Origin of the sequence: Pseudomonas viridiflava, assembly GCF_900602065.1 — a bacterium.
In the GTDB taxonomy this organism is placed as follows: Bacteria; Pseudomonadota; Gammaproteobacteria; order Pseudomonadales; family Pseudomonadaceae; genus Aquipseudomonas.
Window position 1 is genome coordinate 1 of record NZ_UWFN01000293.1, and the last position, 384, is coordinate 384.

The window sequence follows — 384 nt, forward strand, 5'->3', positions numbered from 1 at the left end:
GGCCAAGGCCTGGCTGCGTTACCTGCTGGCCAATGACGTCGACAGGCTCAAGACGCCGGGTCGGGCCCTTTACAGCGCCATGCTCGACAATCATGGCGGCATCATTGATGACATGATCGTCTACCTCACGACCAGCGGTTATCGGCTGGTCGTCAATGCGGCGACCGGCGCCAAGGACTTCGCCTGGATGCAGTCCAGGCTGGAAGGGTTCGACGTGCAACTGGTCGAGCGCAGTGAAATGGCCATGCTGGCGATTCAGGGGCCACAGGCCCGAATCAGAATCGCCGAGTTGGTAACCAGTGCCCGTGCCGATCTGATTCGCCAGCTCAAACCTTTCGAAGGCCATGACAACGCTGACTGGTTCATCGCCCGCACCGGCTACAC

1 pseudogene is annotated in these 384 nt (G+C 60.7%); it reads left to right on the forward strand.

Annotated elements, in window-relative coordinates:
- Nucleotides 1-384, forward strand: a pseudogene (locus EE949_RS22395) (glycine cleavage system aminomethyltransferase GcvT); the annotation flags it as partial.